The sequence below is a fragment of the Kutzneria viridogrisea DSM 43870 genome (assembly GCF_000525635.1).
Taxonomy (GTDB): Bacteria; Actinomycetota; Actinomycetes; order Mycobacteriales; family Pseudonocardiaceae; genus Kutzneria; species Kutzneria viridogrisea.
Genome location: NZ_CP007155.1, coordinates 1821856 through 1836036 on the forward strand (window position 1 = coordinate 1821856; position 14181 = coordinate 1836036).

Sequence of the window (14181 nt, forward strand, 5' to 3'; positions counted from 1 at the left end):
ACGTCCTGGGGGACAGCCATGCCCACTTTCGCCACGCCCAGCCCCATTCCCGTCACGATCACACTCGGGGTCGGCTACCTGCGGATCACCGCGAGCGACCGCACCGACACCGTCGTCGAGGTGCGGCCGACCGACCCGTCCCGCGAGAGCGACATCAAGGCCGCCAGGCAGACCCGCGTGGAGCACGTGGGCGGCACGCTTCTGGTGAAGGCGCCCAAGAGCGGCCTGTTCGGCAAGCCGGGCTCGGTCGACGTGACGGTCGAGCTGCCCAGCGGCTCGCAGGTGCACGCCACGACGGGGGTGGGCGACTTCCGCTCCACGGGCCGGCTCGGCGAGTGCACGTTCAGCAGCGGCACCGGCCGCGTCCAGCTCGACAGCACCGGCCCGCTGCACCTGACCACCTCGGGTGGGGAGGTCGCCGTGGAGCGGGTCGAGGGCGACGCCCAGGTCTCCACCGGGACCGGGGTGCTGCGGGTCCGCGCGGTCGACGGCAGCGCGGTGATCAAGAACGCGAACGGGGACAGCTGGCTGGGCGAGGTCACCGGCGACCTGCGGGCCAGCGCGGCCAACGGGGACATCACGGTGGGCCGGGCGCTCGGCGCGGTGAACGCCAAGACCGCCAACGGCAACGTCCGGCTGGGCGAGGTCGTGCGCGGTTCGATCGCGCTGGTCACCGCCTGCGGGGAACTGGAGGTCGGCGTCCGCGAGGGCAGCGCCGCCTGGCTGGACCTGAGCTCGCAGTTCGGCGCCGTGCACAACGACCTGGACACCGCGGACGGTCCCGGCTCGGCCGAGCAGACCGTCGAGGTGCGGGCCCGCACCTCCTACGGCGACATCCTGATCCGCCGTTCCTGACCGACTTGTTCGCAGTACCAACGAAGGGGGACAAGACATGACCACGCTCGCCGACCAGTGGGGCATCCACCCGCAGCAGTTCTGGGTGCGCGGACAGCAACCCGCGCAACCGGTCGAGTTCGTCGAGGAACTCGGCCTGTGGAACGTCTACGGCCACCAGGAGGCGACGCGGATCTTCAGCGACCCGCGCACCTACTCCTCGGACCTGACGATGTTCTTCCCCGAGATCGCCGACCCCTCGATGAGCGAGGGCAACCTGCTGCAGATGGACCCGCCCGACCACCGCAAGCTGCGCAACCTGGTCAGTCACGCCTTCACGCCGAAGATCGTGGCCGACCTGGAGCCGAGGATCCACGCCCTCACCGGCGAACTGCTCGATGCCGTGGCGGACAAGCAGAGCTGGGAGCTGGTGGCCGATCTCGCCTACCCGCTGCCCGTGATCGTCATCGCCGACCTGCTCGGCGTGCCCAGCGGTGACCGGGAGCTGTTCCGGCACTGGGTGGACGCACTGTTCGCCAACGCCAACCAGTTCTCGCTCAAGGACGAGAGCGGGGAGCAGGCGCGGGAGTTCCAGAAGCAGCAGGAACAGCTCCAGCCCATGCTGGACTACCTGCGCGCGCACGCCGCCGAGCGCAGGACCAAGCCGCGTGAGGACCTGCTGACCCAGCTCGTGCAGGCCGAGGTGGACGGCGACCGGCTCAACGACAACCAGGTCGTCAACTTCGCCAGCATCCTGCTGTTGGCCGGGCACATCACCACAACCATGTTGCTGGGCAACACGATCCTGTGCCTGGACGCCCACCCGGAGCAGGCGGCGCAGGTGCGGGCGGACCGCTCGAAGGTGCCCGGTGCGATCGAGGAGTCGCTGCGCTTCCTCAGCCCGTTCTCGGCGGTCGCGCGCCGCAACACCGAGGAGGTGGAGCTGGGCGGGGTTCGCCTGCCCGCCAACCAGATGCTGATGGTGTGGGTCGGGGCCGCCAACCGCGACGCCCGCCAGTTCGACCGCCCCGAGGTGTTCGACGTGACCCGCGATCCCAACCCGCACCTGGGTTTCGGCCGCGGCATCCACTTCTGCCTCGGCGCCCCGTTGGCCCGCCTGGAGGGCCGGGTCGCGCTGAACCTGCTGCTGGACCGCTTCCCCGGCCTGCGCACCGATCCCGAGGCTCCGGTGACCTTCATGCCCTCGCCGAATCTGACCGGTGTGCGGTCCCTGCCCCTGTTGACCGGGGGAGCGCGGTCGTGAAGCAGCCCGCGATCGCCGTGACGGGGCTGCGCAAGTCCTTCGGCGACAAGGTCGTTCTCGACGGGATCGACCTGACCGTGCAGCAGGGCACGATCTTCTCCCTGCTCGGCCCGAACGGGGCGGGCAAGACCACCACGGTGCAGATCCTGTCCACGCTGATCGGCGCCGACGCAGGGCAGGTCCGCGTCGCGGGCCACGACCTGGCCGCCGAGCCCGACGCGGTGCGGGCGGCGATCGGCGTCACCGGCCAGTACTCGGCGGTGGACGGCCTGCTCACCGGGGAGGAGAACCTGGTGCTGATGGCGGACCTGCACCACCTGGGCCGCGCCGAGGGCAGGCGGCGCACCGCAGAGCTGCTGGGGACCTTCGACCTGGTGGAGGCGGCCCGCAGGCCGGTGGCGACCTACTCCGGTGGCATGCGGCGCCGGCTGGACCTGGCGATGACCCTGGTCGGCGACCCGAAGGTGATCTTCCTGGACGAGCCGACCACCGGGCTGGACCCGCGCAGCCGCCGCACGATGTGGCAGATCATCCGCGAGCTGGTCGCGGGCGGGGTCACGATCTTCCTCACCACGCAGTACCTGGAGGAGGCCGACCAGCTCGCCGACCGGATCGCGGTGCTCGACCACGGCAGGCTCGTGGCCGAGGGCACCGCGGCCGAGCTGAAGCGGCTGGTGCCCGGCGGCCACATCCGGTTGCGGTTCGCCGACCTGGGCGGGCTGGACTCGGCGGCGCGGCTGCTCGGCGGGTCCGCGCGCGACGAGGAGGCGCTCACCCTGCACGTGCCGGGGGACGGCGGGGTCGGCTCGCTGCGGGCACTGCTGGCCCGGCTGGAGCAGGCAGCGGTCGAGGTGGACACGCTGTCGGTGCACACCCCTGACCTGGACGACGTGTTCCTGGCCCTCACCGACCATCCGCGCGAGAAGGCCACGAGCTCATGACCACCGCCCGGGATCCTGATGATGACCCTGGACTCGATGCCGGGCTGGGTGCGGGTGTTCGCCGAGCACCAGCCCTTCACTCCGGTGATCGAGGCGCTGCGGGCGCTGCTGATGGGCACGCCGGTGGGCGACAGCCTCGTGGTCGCGCTCGCCTGGTGCGCCGGGCTCACGGTGCTCGGCTACCTCTGGGCGAAGCGGCTCCACAACCGCGACCCGGCGCGGTAGGGCTCAGCCCCGGCTGCTGCCCTCGGGCCAGATCACGGTGACCGGCAGGCCTTGGCCGCGGGCGTGGGTGACCACGTCCGCGGTGCCGCCCTGTCCGGCCGCGGGCTGCCCGTCCCACACCGCAACGAGGTGGTCGGCGCCCTGGACCATGCGCACGCTGGCGGCCATGTAGGCGGCCGATCCGGGCTTGTCGTAGTCCAGGGTGATCACCTCGGCGGCCCGCTCCAGCAGGGCGTCGAAGGTGGGGTGGTAGTCGGCGGGCAGCCGCTCCCGGTAGCCCCGAGCGGGCAGCACCGCGACCAGGTCACCGCCGGAGTCGAGCACGGCCTGGGCGAACAGCGCGTCCGCACCGTCGGCCAGGCAGCTCACTCCAACGAGTCCCCGCTCGCCGAGTCGGTTGATCTCCGAGCGCAGTGCGGCGTCAACGAGCGTCCTGGTGGGATCGGGGAGCCCTCGGTGCCCGGTGATGGCGATCCTGATCATCACGTCATCTCCTCGTGCCGGGGTGGCGGCCTCCCGATCGTGCCGTGGACCAGCGCAAACGGGGAAGTGTCCCGGTGCGGAGGTGACGTTGGCGGCGGTCCCCGCTGCGACGTCCGGGGCAACGCTGGCGCCCGTTTGGCGGGATGGTTACCTGCTGAGTGGCGCCGCTGTGGTGATCGTCACCGTGTCCGGGTCGCCCGGTATCACCGGATCAGGTGAGGCTGTACTCGAACGAGTAGGTGTGGCTGCCGTCGTCGTGTCGCGTGATCGCGAGCTGTCCGCGCAGCCCGGTCAGCTGCCCGGTGGCCGTGTCCGGCACCACGGCGATGTCCATCTCCCCGCCCTCGGCCGAGCCGATCGCGGTGTGCCGCAGCACGAAGGTGCCGGAGCGGTCACCGAGTGTGGCAGTCACCCGCTCGATCGCCACGTACGCGGCCGAGGTGGGCACGGGGGACACGGCGGTGAGCAGGTTCGCGGTGCTGGTGCCCTCGACGCCGCCGTGGAAGGTCTTGCCCACCACCACGCGGCCCAGCTTGCCGCCCTCGGCCTCCTCGTAGGTGTCCTCGTCCCAGCGGGTGATGTCGAACGTCCCGGTCACGGTTGTCATGCCGGTCATCCTGCTGGCCGTACCTGTCAGTTCACGTCAGGATCGCGCGAGTACGTCGAGCAGCCGCAGCGCCTCGCCGTACTTGCCGCGCAGCCGGTGCTGGGTGGCCTCGTCCAGCACGTCGAAGCGCGGCGGGGAGAAGTTGTCGGCGATGTCGGCCCGCTTGACCACCACGGCGATCGGGTCGGCGGCCACCCGGGCGATGTAGTCGGCCTGCGGCTCGCCCGGCTCCTTGCTCAGCGCCACCACCGCCGTCACCACCCGGGGCGGGCAGCCCTGCGCGAGCAGGTCCTCGGCGGTCACCGGGGTGTCCTCGATCACGTCGTGCAGCACCGCGGCCATACGCTCGTAGTCCCCGCTGACCCGGTTCATCACCCGCACCGGGTGACCGATGTAGGGCTTGCCCGCCTTGTCCAGCTGGCCGTCGTGCGCCTGCGTCGCGATCCGGACAGCGTCCTGCACGGTGAAGGTCATCGCCCGATACAACGCCATGGGCCCCTCACGCGTCCACCACCTCGGGTGCACTAGAAGAGGACGCGATGAACCTGCCAGAACAGCTCAACACGCAGCTCGCCATCGCGGGCGTCACGGCGGTGATCGCGCTGATCGCGGTGCTGCCCTGGTCGGTGTGGCGGATCACCCGCAACGCCGTGACCATCGCGCACGAGGGCGGCCACGCGCTGGTCGCCCTGCTGACCGGGCGCAGGCTCACCGGGATCCAGCTGCACTCGGACACCTCGGGGCTCACCCTCACCCGGGGCAAGCCGCGCGGACCGGGCATGGTGCTCACCGCGGCCGCGGGCTACGTCACGCCCTCGCTGCTGGGCCTGGGCGCCGCCGCCCTGATCGCCGCCGGGCAGACCACCGTGCTGCTGTGGGCCATCATCGTGCTGCTGGCCGCGATGCTGGTGATGATCCGCAACGTGTTCGGCGTGGTCTCGGTGGTGGTCACCGGGGCGCTGGTCTTCGCGGTGTCCTGGTACACCAGCGTCCAGGTGCAGGCCGCCTTCGGCTACGTGGCGGCCTGGTTCCTGCTGCTGGGCGGGGTGCGGCCGGTGTTCGAGCTGCAACGCAAGCGGCGCAGGGGACGTGCCCCCGACTCCGACGCCGACCAGTTGGCCCGGCTCACCGGGATCGCGGGCACCCTGTGGGTGCTGCTGTTCGGCGCGGTGACGATCGCCTCCCTCGTCGTGGGTGCCACGCTGTTGCTGCCGCGCTAGGGTCGGCTAGGTGATCTGCGAGCTAGCGATTCCAGTGATCGTCGCGCCGATGGCCGGTGGCGTGTCCACCCCCGAACTGGTCGCCGAGGTCGTGCGGGCGGGCGGTTTCGGCTTCGTACCGGGCGGCTACCTGAGCACCCAGGCGCTGGCCGACCAGATCGCGCGCACCGCCGAACTCACCGGCGGGCGCTTCGGCGTGAACCTGTTCGTGCCGGGGCCCGACGTGGCGCCCGAGTTGGCGGCCTACCAGCACCGGGTGCAGGAGCAGGCCGACCGCTACGGGGTGGCCGCCGGTCAGCCGCGCTGGGAGGACGACGAGTACCCGGCGAAACTGGAGCTGGTGATCGCGCAGCGGATCCCCGTGGTGTCGTTCACGTTCGGGCTGCCCGATGCCGAGGCCGTGCACCGGCTGCACGCCGCGGGGGCCCAGGTGGTGGCCACGGTGACCACTCCGGCGGAGGCCCGCCAGGCCGTGGCCGCGGGGGCGGATGTGTTGTGCGTGCAGGGTTTTGAGGCGGGCGGGCACCGGGGCACGCTGGCCGACGACGGGGTGAGCCCCGGTGGCGGCGAGGAGTTCGGGCTGCTGGCCCTGCTGCGGCGGGTCGCGGCGACGACTGACCTGCCGCTGATCGCGGCGGGCGGTCTGGTGCACGGGGCCGACGTGGCCGCGGCGATCTCTGCGGGCGCCGTGGCGGCGCAACTGGGCACGGCCTTCCTGCTCTGCCCCGAGTCGGGTACCTCGGCGACGCACCGGGCGGCGGTGCTGGCGGGGACTCGCCGCACAGCGGTCACGCGTGCGTTCACCGGGCGGCCCGCGCGGGGCCTGGTGAACCGGTTCCTCACCGAGAACGGCCCGCACGCCCCGGCGGCGTACCCGCAGGTGCACCACCTGACCAGGCCGCTGCGGGTCGCCTCGGCCAAGGCGGGCGACCCGGAGGCGGTGCACCTGTGGGCGGGGCAGACCTACCCGCTGGCGGTGCAGGTGCCCGCGGCCGAGCTGGTGGCCAGGCTGGCCGGGCAGGCCCGGGACGCGCTGTCCCGGGCCGCGGACCGGTTCAGTCCTGCCGGTTGAGCAGCGAGTGCCGCTTGCCGTAGGCGAAGTACACGATCAGTCCGATCACGAACCACACCGCGAAGCGCAGCCAGGTCTCCGGCTCCAGGAACGTGATCAGCCAGATGGAGAAGACCACGCCGATGATCGGCACCACCGGCATGCCCGGGGTGCGGAAGGTGCGTGGCAGGTCGGGCTTGCGGTAGCGCAGCACGACCACCGCGACGCACACCACCACGAAGGCCAGCAGGATGCCGATGTTGGTCAGCTCGGCGGCGGCACCGATGGGCAGGAACCCGGCGATCAGCGCGGAGACCACGCCGGTGATCCAGGTGATCCGGGTGGGCACCTTGCGCACCGGGTGGGTCTTGGCGAACCACCGGGGCAGCAGGCCGTCGCGGCTCATCGAGTACCAGACGCGGGTCACGCCGAGCATGAAGGTGAACATCACCGTCAGGATGCCGATGATGGCGCCGACGGCGATCAGCGAGGCCAGCCCGGACAGGCCCACCGAGGCGAAGGCGGCGGAGAACCCGGCCTTCGGGTCGATCTCGGTGTAGTGCTGCATCCCGGTCAGCACCAGGCAGGCCAGCACGTAGAGCACCATGGAGATGGCCAGCGAGTAGATGATCGCCTTGGGCATGTGCCGCTGGGCGTCCTTGGACTCCTCGGCGGCGGTGGACATGGCGTCGTAGCCGAACACCGCGAAGAACACGGTGGCCGCACCGGTGACCGCACCGCCAACGCCGAAGGGGAAGAACGGCGTGTAGTTCCCGGACTTGACGTAGAAGAAGCCGACCGCGACCACGATCAGCACCACCACGACCTTGATGCCGACCACGACGGTCTCGAACCGGGCCGCGGCCCGGATGCCCAGGGTCAGCAGGAACGCGATCAGCAGGCACAGCAGGGCGGCGAACAGGTCGAACACGTGCCCGTCCCCGGTTCCCGGGGCGCCCAGCATCCAGGCGGGCAGGTGGATCCCCAACTGTCCCAACAGGAAGCCGAAGTAGCCGGAGATGCCGATGGCCACCACGGCCACGATGGCGGTGTACTCCAGCAGCAGGTCCCAGCCGATGAACCAGCCGACCACCTCGCCCAGCACCGCGTAGCCGTAGGTGTAGGCCGAGCCCGCCTTGGGGATCAGCCCGGCGAACTCCGCGTAGGAGAAGGCCGCCGCCGCGCTGGCGATGCCCGCGATCAGGAACGAGATCAGCACGGCGGGGCCCGCGGTCTTGTTCGCCACCGCACCGGCCAGCGCGAAGATGCCCGCGCCGATGATGCCGCCCACCCCGATGGCGGTCAGCTGCCACAGGCCCAGCGAGCGTTGCAGCCCGCTCTCGCTGTCGTTGGTGATCTGGTCGATCGGCTTGCGCCGGAAGACCCCTGTGGAACTCATCTGCTCTCCCCGGTGGTAACGGCGCGCGGCGATGCGCGCCGATCACGCAGCACCGTAACCGTTCCCGGGGTCAGCGGCTCAAGACGATCTTGCCATGCACCTCTCCGTCCAACATCGCGCGCAGCCCCTGCCCGGCCTGCTCGAAGGGCAGCTCGGCGCCGATGTGCGGGCGGATCCCGGTCAGCTCGCACAGCCGCAGCAGGTCGACCAGCTCATCGCGGGTGCCCATGGTGGCGCCGACCACGTTGAGCTGGAGGAAGAACAGCCGCTGCAACTCGGCGGGCGAGGCGTCCCCGCTGGTGGCCCCGGAGATCACCACCGTGCCGCCCGGCTTGAGCGAGCGCATCGTGTGCGACCAGGTGGCCTTGCCCACGGTCTCGAACACGGCGTCCACCCGCTCGGGCAGCCGGGCACCGGACTCGAAGGTGGCGTGCGCCCCCAGCGAGGTGGCCACGGCCCGCTTCTCCTCGCTGCGCCCGGTGACCCACACCCGGAACCCGGCCGTCACGCCCAGCTGGATCAGCGCGGTGGACACCCCGCCGGAGGCGCCCTGCACCAGCATGGTCTGGCCGGGGCGCAGCCCGGACTTCACGAACAGCATGCGGTAGGCCGTCAGCCAGGCCGTGCCCATGCAGGCCGCCTCGGCGAAGGTCATCGACGCGGGCTTGGGCAGCACGTTGCGCCTGGGCACCACGATGGTGTCCGCGAAGCTGCCCTGGTGCACCTCGGTGAGCAGGCTGCGCTTGGGGTCCAGGGTCTCGTCCCCGCTGAACTCCGGGTCGCCGATCACCGAGTGCAGCACCACCTCGGTGCCGTCCGCCAGCACCCCGGCCCCGTCGCAGCCCAGGATCATCGGGAAGCGTTCGGGCTTGATGCCCACCCCGCGCAGGGTCCACAGGTCGTGCATGTTCAGGCTGGCCGCGCGCACCGAGACGCTCACCCAGCCGGGCGGGGGCTCGGGGGTGTCGCGCTCGCCGACCACCAGCGAGGCCAGGGGGTCGTTCGGGTTCGGGGCTGAGGCGTACACGGCGAACATGGGCCGAAACTACCGATCCCGAGCCGATCCTGCCGGTGACGCGAGTCACTCACGTACAGTGAAGGGATGCTGGACTGGCTCGCCGACACCTGGGACGCGGTCGAGCTGTGGGTTGCCCAGCTGTGGTTCCCCGTGCAGTTCGCGCTGGTCATGCTGGTGCTGCTGCCGATCTGCCTGGGCGTGGCCTGGCTCATCGACCGGGTGGTTGACCGGCTGTCCGCGCTGCTGGCCCCGCGCTACCGGGCCGAGCCCACCCTGTGGGGCCGCGACGCCGACGAGGCCGGGCAAGCGCACCAGGACAGCGCTTCGTAGGCTGCACGGCGTGACCCAGCGCCGACGCATCACCATCGCCCTGATCGGCCTGATCGTGCTCGTCGCGGCAGGCTGGCTGGTCAAGGACCTGTCCAGCGCGCCGAGCGGCAAGCCCGCGTCCAGCGCGACCAGCACCAGTTCCGCCGCCTCCAACCAGGGCTCCGGCTCGGTGCCCGGCGCGAGTTCCGGGCTGCCGGTCAAGGCGCTGTCCGCGCTGCCCGCCGAGGCGGGCGCCACCTGGAAGCTGATCCAGAAGGGCGGGCCGTTCCCGCACCCGGACAACGACGGCGTGGTTTTCCGCAACAACGAGAAGCGCCTGCCGCAGAACAAGGTCGGCTACTACCACGAGTACACCGTGGAGACCCCGGGTGCGAAGAACCGCGCCACCCGACGGCTGGTCACCGGCAGCCAGAAGGAAGTGTTCTACACCGAGGACCACTACGAGTCCTTCGTCGTCGTGGACACCGCGAAATGACCCGGCACGAGCTGCGCGGCGGGGAGTTGCGGGACAAGCTGTCCGCGCTGGACGCCATCGCCGCCGCACTGGAGTTCCCGGACTACTTCGGGCGCAACCTGGACGCGCTGCACGACTGCCTGACCGACCTGTCCTGGCTGCCCGAGGGCCTGCACGTGCTGGTGTGGACCGACTCAGAGGCGCTGCGTGAGCACGATCCCCGCGCCTACCAGGGCATCCGCTCGGTGCTGGCCGAGGCCGCGGCCGCCAGCGACCGGTTCGGTTACGAACTGCGCTGAGCCCACGCCCAACCGGGCCGGACCACACCCCGCGTGTCGGCGCTCCCGGTACCGCGTGTCGGCGTTTCCGGTACGCCGTGTTCGCGCTTCCCGTACGCCGTGTTGGGCCGACACACCGCACGGGAAGCGCCGACACGCGAGGGTTGGGACCGGGTCAGTCGGTGGGGACCCAGTTGGGCTTGCGCTTCTGCACGAACGCCGCGATGCCCTCCTGGCCCTCCTCGCCGCCGAAGTGGCGCGCAGACAGCTCCAGCATGTCGGCGAAGTCCTGGCCCATGTCCCCGGTGCGCGGCTCGCGCAGCATGGACTTGGTCGCCGCCAAGGCGTTCGGTGCGCCCAGCGCGAGCATGCCGGCGTAGCGCGCGACCTCCGCGTCCAGGTCCTCGGCGGCCACGGCGGAGTTGAGCAGCCCGATGCGCACGGCGCGCTCGGCGTCGAAGGTCTCCCCGGTCAGGAACAGCTCGTGCGCGGCCCTCGGCAGCAGGCGGGGCAGCACGGTCACCGAGATCACCGCGGGCACGACCCCGATGCGCACCTCGCTGAACGCGAAGCTGGCCTCCCGCACGGCGATGGCGATGTCGCAGGCGGCCACGATGCCGACCCCGCCCGCCCGCGCCGGGCCCGCCAGCCGGGCGACCACCGGCTTGGGGCTGGTCCACAGCTGTTCCAGGATGGCCGGGAACTCGTTGACCCCCTGCTGGTCGGCGCTGGCGCCCCCGGCCTCCTTGAGGTCCATGCCCGCGCAGAACACCGGACCGGTGTGGCTGAGCACGACCACGCGGACCGCCTCCTCGGCGAGCGCGCTGCCCAGGTGGTCGCGCAGTTCGCGGCGCAACTGGGCGGACAGGGCGTTGCGGTTGTGCGGGGAGTCGAGGGTGATCGTCGCGATGCCGCGCTGCACCTCGTAGTGGACCAGTTCGTCGACCATGGCTGCACGGTAGCCGGTTGGCGGTTACCCCGCCGCGACCGCGCGAGGCATGATCGAGGGCAGGGGCGGGGACGGCGGGGTGATGGACTTACTGACGCTGCTTGGGTTCCTACCGCTGGGTGCGGGGCTGGCGGGTGCGGTGACCTGGCTGCTGATGAGCTACCAGCGCGAGGCACGGGCCGCGCGACAGGCCGCCGTGGCCGGTGAGCCGGATCACCTCGCCGGTACCGATCCAGAGCCCGCGGCTGACCCCGAGGAGGGCAAGCACCGTCCTGAGGTGGCCGATGCCGTGCCGGTGGCCGAGTTGCTGGCCCGGGGCGGACGGCCGGTGCGGGTCAGCTGGCCGGTGCGCCACGCGGAGACCGACGAGGTGCCGACCCGGCGGCTGCCCAGGGTGGTGGACCCGCCCGCCGACCAGCGCTGAGCGGGCCCACCACCGCGGCGAGCTAGTGGCTCGCTCGCAACCTTGACCGTGGCTCGCCGGCGACCACCCAGCCGCGCCCGCCGACGCGGGCCGTGCCATGAAAGTGCCGTTCAGGACACTGGATGTCCCAAACGGCACTTTCACGACACCGCGGCCTCGGCCCGGACCGGATACCAGGTCAACGACGCGCGACGCGCCACTAGCCGATCGTGGTGCTGGTCAGCTTGGGCGAGGGGCTGGGGTAGCAGGTGGTCGGGGCGTCCACCGGGAAGCCGATCACCGAGATGGTCGCGGTGAAGGTCAGGCCGGGATCGGTGTAGCTGGTACCGGCCAGGGTGCTGTCGATGGTGCCGGTGGAGCCCGCGGTCAGGTTCAGGGTCAGCTTGGGCAGCTGGAAGCTGGCCCCGCCCTTGATCGGGCCGGGCACGGAGGCGACCACGTTCTTGCCCACCACGCTGACCGTGGGCGGCGTGCTGCCCAGCCCGGAGCCGCCGGACAGGCTGGCCGAGACGTACGTGGAGTTGGCCGGGATCGGCACGATGAGGGACAGGTTCTTCACCGAGTTGACGGTGTACCCGCCCGCCGAGCCCGGCACGGTGTTGGTGGTGGGGGCCAACTCGATGGTCAGCGCACCGCCCGCGGCCACCGTCGCGGGCGCGGCGGAGTCCACGTTCTGGGTCAGGGTCAGGTTCGCGGTCTGCCCGGCTGCCTTGCCCTGGCAGGCGTAGTTGACCGGTTGGGTCGCCGCGGCGGCGGGGACGGCGAGCCCGATCAGGGGCACCAGTGCCAGTGCCGCGCCGGTCAGCAGTCGGGAGGTCGGGTTGCTCATGGGCCACCTCGCTGTGGTCGCAGGGGAGAGCTAACCGTGAACGTGAAACGTGCTCACGATCACAGGGTTACCGTGTGGTAACCCTCCGACAAGGATTAACAGTTCACTTCGCGCGCGAAGGGGCCGGTCGGGTGATGGCACCCGGCCGGCCCCTTCGGTTCGCGCTGCTCAGGCGTTGATGGCCTGGCGGTCGCCCTGGGTGGAGACGGTGATCTTGCGGGGCTTGGCCCGCTCGGCCACCGGCACGCGGATGGTCAGCACGCCCGCGTCGTACTCGGCGGAGATCCGGCTGGTGTCCAGGGCCTCGCCGAGGAACAGCTGGCGGGAGAACACCCCGCGCGGCCGCTCGGCGATCTGCAACTGGACGCCCTCGGTCGCCTTGCGCTCGGCGCGCACGGTGAGCACGTTGCGCTCCACGTCCAGGTCGATCGACTCGGGGGCCACGCCGGGCAGGTCCAACTCCACCACGAACTCCTCGCCCTGCCGGTACGCGTCGATCGGCGCGGTGGCCGGGCGGCTCGGGGTGCCGTTGACCCCGAACACCTGCTGGGTCAGCCGGTCGAGTTCGCGGAACGGGTCGGTGCGCAGCAACATCGGGAACCTCCTCGGGGTGGGTCAGTCAAACCTTACAACGCACGACTCAACTTTGCTGTTCCCGAACCTGGCATGAAGCGTGCGTCACAGTCCAACCGCCCGCGAAGCGACCAGCACCTCCACCAGGGCCGTGCCCGCGACCACCAGCAGGGCCAGCGCGCCCACCACGAAGGGCCGCCAGCCGCTGCGCCGCATCCGCGCCAGGTTGAAGTTCAGCCCCACCCCGGCGAAGGTCAGCAGGAACGCCCACTTCGACAGGTTGCCCAGGCTCGCCACCTCCGCCTTGCCCAGCACACCGACCGTGGCTAGGGCGGACACGGCCAGGAAGCCCAGTACGAACTTGGGGAACTTCCGCCACACGAACCCGGCCCTCGGCAGGAAGCCGGAGGCCACCTTCGCCGCCTGCCCGCGCGCGGAGAAGTACAGGGCGTAGGCCAGCACCACGAAGCCGATCAGCGCGTTGCGGGTGCTCTTCACCAGCACCGCCACGTCCTGGGCGTGCGCGGAGTACAGGGCCCCGGTGGCCGTGGTCTCCGCCGTGTTGTCCACCGCGAGACCCGCCCACAGGCCGAACTCCTGCTCGGACAGGTTCAGCGCGTGCCCGATCAGCGGGAAGCTGAACAGCGCCACCGCGCCCAGCGCCAGGATCGCCGCGATGGCGTAACCCGAGTCCTCCTCCTCGGCCTCGATGGCCCCCTTGCCCGCGATGATCGCCGACACCCCGCAGATCGCGGTGCCGATCGCCAGCAGGGAGCTCAACTTGGCGCCCAGCTTGAACACCCTGCCCAGCAGCAGCACGATGCCGGTGGCCACGGCCACGTCGATGAACACCAGCACGATGCTCACCCCGCCCAGCTTGGCCAGGTCGCCCAATACGTAGCGGGCGCCGAGCAGCACGATGCCGATCTTCAGCCACAGCTCGTAGGTGCCCACGCCCGCGCGGAACACCGGGTGCAGCCCCACGGTGTTGCTGATCACCGCGCCGATCACGATCGCCCACAGCACGTACTCGATGTCCGGCAGCGCGGTGTGCGTGGCCTTACCGACGGCCTGCAACTCCAGTTGCGCCCACTTGCCCAGCAGCCCGATGCCCGCCAGCAGCAGCAGGCCCGGCACGTACCGCAGCAGGGCGCCGGGTGCGGCCTTCGCGCTCGTCGTGGTCATGTCCTGCTCACCAGCCGATCGTCGGCAGCAGGTGGGTCGCGGCCAGCAGCACGGCCACCCCCGCGATGATGACCGACGCCCAGTCGGCGCCCAGGCTGAACTTCTTGCTCATGCCGA

19 protein-coding genes are annotated in these 14181 nt (G+C 71.2%); 10 read left to right on the forward strand and 9 right to left on the reverse strand.

The features are described from left to right. The first annotated feature begins 18 nt into the window (after positions 1-18). From KALB_RS08175 to KALB_RS08190, 4 genes are read left to right on the forward strand one after another with little or no spacing between them, the layout of a single operon-like run. Positions 19-855, forward strand: coding sequence for a DUF4097 family beta strand repeat-containing protein (locus KALB_RS08175; RefSeq protein WP_025355237.1), 837 nt, complete (start codon positions 19-21; stop codon positions 853-855). A gap of 37 nt (positions 856-892) precedes the next feature. Beyond that, complete coding sequence (locus tag KALB_RS08180) at positions 893-2098, forward strand: cytochrome P450 (protein WP_025355238.1); 1206 nt, start codon at positions 893-895, stop codon at positions 2096-2098. Continuing rightward, the gene (locus KALB_RS08185; protein ID WP_025355239.1) at positions 2095-3039 is read left to right on the forward strand and encodes a daunorubicin resistance protein DrrA family ABC transporter ATP-binding protein; all 945 of its coding nucleotides are present in this window, start codon (positions 2095-2097) and stop codon (positions 3037-3039) included. Before KALB_RS08180 ends, KALB_RS08185 begins: the two co-directional genes overlap by 4 nt. An 18-nt stretch (positions 3040-3057) precedes the next feature. Further along, positions 3058-3264 (forward strand): ABC transporter permease, encoded by a 207-nt coding sequence (locus KALB_RS08190; protein WP_025355240.1) that lies wholly within the window; start codon positions 3058-3060, stop codon positions 3262-3264. 3 nt (positions 3265-3267) lie between these two features. On the opposite strand, the gene KALB_RS08195 is transcribed toward KALB_RS08190, so the two are convergent. The 3 genes from KALB_RS08195 to KALB_RS08205 form a co-directional block, all read right to left on the reverse strand. Next, positions 3268-3747 (reverse strand): hypothetical protein, encoded by a 480-nt coding sequence (locus KALB_RS08195; RefSeq protein ID WP_025355241.1) that lies wholly within the window; start codon positions 3745-3747, stop codon positions 3268-3270. Between the two features lie 211 nt (positions 3748-3958). Next, complete coding sequence (locus KALB_RS08200; RefSeq protein ID WP_025355242.1) at positions 3959-4354, reverse strand: DUF3224 domain-containing protein; 396 nt, start codon at positions 4352-4354, stop codon at positions 3959-3961. A gap of 36 nt (positions 4355-4390) precedes the next feature. Then, complete coding sequence (locus KALB_RS08205; RefSeq protein ID WP_042220291.1) at positions 4391-4846, reverse strand: HD domain-containing protein; 456 nt, start codon at positions 4844-4846, stop codon at positions 4391-4393. A gap of 47 nt (positions 4847-4893) precedes the next feature. Between KALB_RS08205 and KALB_RS08210 the strand changes: the two genes are divergently transcribed. Both KALB_RS08210 and KALB_RS08215 read left to right on the forward strand, forming a co-directional pair. After that, complete coding sequence (locus KALB_RS08210) at positions 4894-5574, forward strand: M50 family metallopeptidase (protein ID WP_025355244.1); 681 nt, start codon at positions 4894-4896, stop codon at positions 5572-5574. Positions 5575-5584: 10 nt separating this feature from the next. Further along, positions 5585-6646, forward strand: a complete 1062-nt coding sequence (locus KALB_RS08215) for an NAD(P)H-dependent flavin oxidoreductase (RefSeq protein ID WP_025355245.1) — start codon at positions 5585-5587, stop codon at positions 6644-6646. On the opposite strand, the gene KALB_RS08220 is transcribed toward KALB_RS08215, so the two are convergent. Together KALB_RS08220 and KALB_RS08225 are read right to left on the reverse strand one after the other, a co-directional pair. Continuing rightward, positions 6630-8024 carry an amino acid permease gene (locus KALB_RS08220; RefSeq protein WP_025355246.1) on the reverse strand — a complete coding sequence of 465 codons (1395 nt, stop codon included), beginning with the start codon at positions 8022-8024 and terminating at the stop codon, positions 6630-6632. The two genes, KALB_RS08215 and KALB_RS08220, sit on opposite strands and share 17 nt — an antisense overlap. Before the next feature lie 70 nt (positions 8025-8094). Next, positions 8095-9060 (reverse strand): quinone oxidoreductase family protein, encoded by a 966-nt coding sequence (locus KALB_RS08225; protein WP_025355247.1) that lies wholly within the window; start codon positions 9058-9060, stop codon positions 8095-8097. Between the two features lie 66 nt (positions 9061-9126). Between KALB_RS08225 and KALB_RS08230 the strand changes: the two genes are divergently transcribed. From KALB_RS08230 to KALB_RS08240, 3 genes are read left to right on the forward strand one after another with little or no spacing between them, the layout of a single operon-like run. Beyond that, positions 9127-9372, forward strand: coding sequence for a hypothetical protein (locus KALB_RS08230; protein WP_025355248.1), 246 nt, complete (start codon positions 9127-9129; stop codon positions 9370-9372). A 10-nt stretch (positions 9373-9382) separates the two neighbouring features. Next, on the forward strand, positions 9383-9847 hold the full coding sequence (locus KALB_RS08235) for a guanyl-specific ribonuclease (RefSeq protein WP_025355249.1): 465 nt from the start codon (positions 9383-9385) through the stop codon (positions 9845-9847). After that, on the forward strand, positions 9844-10125 hold the full coding sequence (locus KALB_RS08240; protein WP_025355250.1) for a barstar family protein: 282 nt from the start codon (positions 9844-9846) through the stop codon (positions 10123-10125). The genes KALB_RS08235 and KALB_RS08240 overlap by 4 nt, the downstream gene beginning before the upstream one ends. Positions 10126-10279: 154 nt before the next feature. Here the strand turns inward: KALB_RS08240 and KALB_RS08245 are convergent, their stop codons facing one another. After that, positions 10280-11053 carry an enoyl-CoA hydratase family protein gene (locus KALB_RS08245; RefSeq protein ID WP_025355251.1) on the reverse strand — a complete coding sequence of 258 codons (774 nt, stop codon included), beginning with the start codon at positions 11051-11053 and terminating at the stop codon, positions 10280-10282. 49 nt (positions 11054-11102) lie between these two features. Here KALB_RS08245 and KALB_RS08250 point away from each other — a divergent pair, with 49 nt between their 5' ends. After that, complete coding sequence (locus KALB_RS08250; protein ID WP_025355252.1) at positions 11103-11477, forward strand: hypothetical protein; 375 nt, start codon at positions 11103-11105, stop codon at positions 11475-11477. Between the two features lie 199 nt (positions 11478-11676). Here the strand turns inward: KALB_RS08250 and KALB_RS08255 are convergent, their stop codons facing one another. The 3 genes from KALB_RS08255 to KALB_RS08265 form a co-directional block, all read right to left on the reverse strand. Further along, a complete protein-coding gene (locus KALB_RS08255; protein ID WP_025355253.1) occupies positions 11677-12306 on the reverse strand; it encodes a hypothetical protein in 630 nt (209 codons plus the stop codon). Positions 12307-12474: 168 nt separating this feature from the next. Further along, positions 12475-12900 carry an Hsp20/alpha crystallin family protein gene (locus KALB_RS08260; RefSeq protein WP_025355254.1) on the reverse strand — a complete coding sequence of 142 codons (426 nt, stop codon included), beginning with the start codon at positions 12898-12900 and terminating at the stop codon, positions 12475-12477. A gap of 84 nt (positions 12901-12984) precedes the next feature. Further along, positions 12985-14064 carry a YeiH family protein gene (locus KALB_RS08265; protein ID WP_025355255.1) on the reverse strand — a complete coding sequence of 360 codons (1080 nt, stop codon included), beginning with the start codon at positions 14062-14064 and terminating at the stop codon, positions 12985-12987. Between the last annotated feature and the right edge of the window lie 117 nt (positions 14065-14181).